Here is a 4,468-nt window from a genome sequence, read left to right as displayed (position 1 = left end):
CGGGAGCCCGCCGGGAGGCAATAGGGTGGAAGACGCCTGAAGCCCTTCCGGCGCCTGTGCCGGGCGGGAAGGGAAGACCGTTCGCTCCGCCGCGCAAGAGGCGGTGCCGCGCCGAGGAGTCAACTGCCGTGTCGGACCCGATGCGCCCACGCGCTTCTCTCCGTACCGCCGTGGTCTGGGAGGTCCTGCGGGACGCCCTGGACCGCCGGGTCAAGGCCGCGGGCCGGGAGTCACTGGACGTCCTCGACACCGGCGGCGGCAGCGGCAACTTCGCCGTGCCCCTCGCCCGTCTCGGCCACCGGGTCACCGTCGTCGACCCCAGCCCCAACGCCCTGTTCGCGCTGGAGCGCCGCGCGGCCGAGGCCGGTGTGGCCGACCGGGTCCGGGGCGTGCAGGGCGACGCCCACGGCCTCTTCGACGTCGTCGAGCGCGGCGGCTACGACGCCGTGCTGTGCCACGGCGTCCTGGAGTACGTCGACGACCCCGCCGAGGGCGTGCGCAACGCGGTCGACGCCCTGCGCGCCGAGGGCTTCCTCAGCCTGCTCGCCGCCGGGCTCGGCGGTGCCGTGCTCGCCCGTGCCCTGGCCGGTCACTTCACGGAGGCCAGGCACGCGCTCGAGGATCCCCACGGACGCTGGGGCGAGGGCGACCCGATGCCGCGCCGCTTCACCGCCGACCAGCTCACCGCCCTCGTGGAGGGCGCCGGACTGGTCGTCGGCTCGGTGCACGGCGTACGGGTCTTCGCCGACCTGGTGCCCGGTGTGCTCGTGGACACCGAGCCCGGAGCGCTGGACGCCCTGCTGAAGCTGGAGGAGGCGGCGGCGGAGCTGCCCGCCTTCCACTCGGTGGCCACGCAGCTGCACGTGCTCGGCGAGACCCGGGACGCCGCCGGGGGCTGAGCCGGCCGGGTGCGGGGCCGCCCGGCGCCGCCCCGCCGGGCGCGGAGTGGGCCGCGGACCCCCGGACGACGGCTTTGCGCCGTATGATCGAAGGGGACCGCCCGGCATGACGGGTCGGCCGCCGGGGAATGGACACCTCAGCGGGCCAGGCCCGACATGACGGGTTCCGGTTGTCAATTGGCGCAGAGGGGCGGGTTTCACGGGGGCGATTCCCTGCCTATCCTGAAGGGACCCCCGGGTCGCCACCCGGCGACTGCACGATGAGGAGGACTCCGTGCCGCTCTCGGAGCACGAGCAGCGCATGCTCGAGCAGATGGAGCGAGCGCTGTACGCAGAAGATCCCAAGTTCGCGTCGGCGCTCGAGGGAAACGGGCTGCGGACGTACACCCGGCGGCGGGTCTACCAGGCAGTCGTGGGCTTCCTCGTGGGTGTCGCGCTCCTCATGGCAGGAATGGTCGCCCAGCAGATCTGGGTCAGTGTGGTGGGCTTCCTGGTCATGCTGGGCTGCGCCGTGCTGGCCGTGACCGGCTGGCGCAAGGCCCCCAAGCCGGGCGAGCAGATCATCGGCGGTCCGGGCGCCCGACAGGCCCGGCCGAAGCGCTCCATGATGGACCGCATCGAACAGCGCTGGCAGCGCCGCCGCGACGAGCAGGGCGGCCACTGAGGGGCGTCGTTCGGACCATGCCGCGGATCGCGGGGGCGGCACGCACTCCCCCTGCCCTGGACGGGCGCGGGGGCACCCCCAGCGGCGTTGTCGTCACTCGCCGGCGCTCCGCGTCGACTCCCTCCTCCGCCTTGCGCCTGCACGCACCGACCCCCGCTCACCCCGGTCACCGGGCGCCGCTCATCGGAGCCGGCCCGATCCGAACGACACTCCCCGGGACCTCTCACCCGCACCGGCCGCAAGGCCGTGCCGCGGCCAGGGACCCTGGTGCGCTCCTTCGGGTTCCCTGAGCCCGCACTCGTGCCGTCTCCACCCGTCCGGATCAGAGCCGGCCGTCGATTTTCCGCGCCCCGGCCGAGGCAGGTCCCGGCCCGCCGATCACCCTTGACGTCGACGAGGGGGTGACCACCGACGGTGGTCACCCCCTCACGCACGTCCGGAGAGCCTCCGGCGTCCGCAGAGTCCTCCGGGGCACCGCCCGCCCGGCTCAGCCCCGCTGCCCCGACGGTCTGCGCACGGGCGGCCGGAGGGCGGCGAGGCGGGAGCGGACCCGGGAGCGGAGCGCGGCCCACCGGGCCGAGGCCGCCCAGACCAGGCGCACGGTCGAGCGGGGGGCGAGCGTCGCCCGCAGCCGGGTGCCGCGGGACGCCGTGCTCCGCAGGGCCCCGGTGACCCGGCGGACGTCCTCGGCGAGTCCCGCCACCGGGCGCGGACGCGGTGCGTACAGGACCTGTTCCACGGCGCTCGCCAGGCGGTGCACCGAGGCCGCGGACACCGGGTCGAGACGTCCGAGACGCACGATCCGGGCGGCGGCCCCGCGCGGAGTCTGCGACTCGTCCGGCAGGATCCCGAAGTCCCAGGCCGTGTCCGTCAGTTCCTCCCAGACCCCCAGGACGTGCGGCGCCACGTCCGTCTCGCCGCGCCCGTGCGCGCCCAGCCGGACGGAGCGCATCCGCCTGCGCCACAGCAGCGGGGACAGCGGCAGGGCGACGGCCACCAGACCGCCGAGCACCCACCCCAGGACCGCGTACCACCGCGGGCCGTCGCCGTCGGAGGGCGGCACGGCCTGCGCGGACGGGACCCCGCACTCCCGCAGCCGCATCAGCTCCGGCGGGCAGCTGCGGTTCGTCGAGGGCGCGGCGGAAGGCACCGCGCTCTCCTCCTCGGACGGCTCCTCGGGGCGCGGCAGGCTGGTGTCCGGGGCCTCCGGCCGGGTGTACGACGGCACGGTGCCACGCGTCGGGGTCGGCTCGAACCGGGTCCAGCCGACGCCCTCGAAGTACAGTTCGGGCCAGGCGTGCGCGTCCCGCAGACCCACCGCCACCGTGCCGTCGCCCTGCGGGGAGCCGGGCGCGAAGCCCACCGCGACCCGGGCCGGTATGCCCAGCGTGCGGGCCATCGCGGCCATCGCGAAGGAGAAGTGCACGCAAAAGCCCTGCTTCTCCTCCAGGAACCGCGAGATGGCCTGCGGTCCGCTGCCCGTCTCGACCTGTGTGTCGTACTGGAAGCCGCCGTCGACGGCGAACCAGTCCTGCAGCCTGACCGCCCGCTCGTAGTGGTTCGCGGCGCCCTCGGTGACCCGGCGGGCGGTCCGCGCCACGTCCGGCGGCAGCGACTCGGGCACCCTGGTGTACTCGCTCCTCAGCTCCGGCGGCGGAGCGGGCGCGGTCGCGAGCTGCTCCGCCGTCGGCTGCAGCAGAAGGCTCTTCACCTGGTAGGTCAGTCCGCGGGTGTTCTGCCCGTGGTCGCCGACGAGGGTCATGCCCACCGGTTCGTAGCGCCAGTCGCCCTTGATGCGCACCCCGCTCGGCGGATACGGCATCGGCAGCCAGTCCTGGGCGTACCAGTCGGCCGTCGCGATGGTGGTGGTGATCTCCCTGCGCCTGACCTCGTCGCTCAGCCCGACCGGGGCGGGGAACGGGTCGGGCACGCCGACGATGCGCCGCTGGGACGGCTTCCAGGTGGCGCCGTCGAACTCGTCCAGGGACACGATCCGCACATACAGGTCCGAGACGTCGGACGCGTCCGTGCGCAGGCTCATGACCGTGCGGTTCTCGGCGACGTTCAGGCTGTCGCGCAGCGACACCAGCGGGTTCACCGCGGAGATCGTGCCGCCGCCTCCGCCGCGCGTGCCGACCCCGGTGCCGGCGGCGTCCAGCAGCCCGCCCCGCATGGCCGGCAGGACGGCCGGCACGGCCAGGGCGATGCCCAGGACGAGCGCGCCGATCCGGCGCCCGGTGCGCATCGGCGCGGCCGCCCTGCCCCCCGGGGACGACGCCCCGGCGAACACCCGTCCCCACTGCGAGACCCGGTCCCGGCCCTCGGCCAGCAGCAGCATCAGATAGCCGGCGGCGGCGACCAGGAACCACAGCCAGTCGGTGCCGCCCTCGGACAGGCCCGCGGCCACGGAGTACAGGGCGAGCAGCGGCAGCCCCGCGGGGGCCACGCTGCGGAACGTCACCGCCAGGGCGTCCACGAGCAGCCCGATCAGCAGCACACCGCCGACGAGCAGCAGCCGGATGCCGTCGGTCAGCGGCGCCGGGGTGGCGTACCGGCCGACGTCGTCCGCGCCCTGCCGCAGCAGCTCGGCCAGACGGCCGAAGGACTCCGGGCCGGGCACCAGCCCGGCGAGGGCCTGCTCCCGGGCGAAGACCAGGGTCAGCAGCACCAGGGCGACCAGGATCTGCGCCGTCAGGGTCAGCGGCCGTGCCAGCGGCACCCGCCGGGCCGCCACGCCGACGCCCGACTGCACCGCCAGCATCAGCGCGACCTGCACGATCCATGTCGCGGACGACACCAGCGGCAGCAGCGCGCACGCCGCCATCACCGTGGCCGCCGCGGCGCACCACGCCAGCCGTGTCCGTCCGCTCATGTCCGCCCCTCCCGCTCGTCCGTACGGCCCGGC

At 75.2% G+C, this 4,468-nt stretch carries 3 protein-coding genes; 2 read left to right on the top strand and 1 reads right to left on the bottom strand.

Translation table 11 applies throughout. The features are described from left to right. Positions 1–128: 128 nt before the first annotated feature. Together CCN35_RS03545 and CCN35_RS03540 are read left to right on the top strand one after the other, a co-directional pair. On the top strand, positions 129–899 hold the full coding sequence (locus CCN35_RS03545) for a methyltransferase (protein WP_067392780.1): 771 nt from the start codon (positions 129–131) through the stop codon (positions 897–899). Between the two features lie 274 nt (positions 900–1,173). Next, complete coding sequence (locus CCN35_RS03540) at positions 1,174–1,563, top strand: DUF3040 domain-containing protein (RefSeq protein ID WP_067392783.1); 390 nt, start codon at positions 1,174–1,176, stop codon at positions 1,561–1,563. Positions 1,564–2,050: 487 nt separating this feature from the next. Here CCN35_RS03540 and CCN35_RS03535 read toward each other — a convergent pair whose 3' ends face one another. Beyond that, positions 2,051–4,435 (bottom strand): transglutaminase TgpA family protein, encoded by a 2,385-nt coding sequence (locus tag CCN35_RS03535; protein WP_086791475.1) that lies wholly within the window; start codon positions 4,433–4,435, stop codon positions 2,051–2,053. Between the last annotated feature and the right edge of the window lie 33 nt (positions 4,436–4,468).

It is taken from the genome of Streptomyces thermovulgaris (genome assembly GCF_002155915.1).
Taxonomy (GTDB): Bacteria; Actinomycetota; Actinomycetes; order Streptomycetales; family Streptomycetaceae; genus Streptomyces; species Streptomyces thermovulgaris.
The sequence above is the reverse complement of the archived record's forward strand: the minus strand, read 5'-3'. Positions and strand labels throughout refer to the sequence as shown.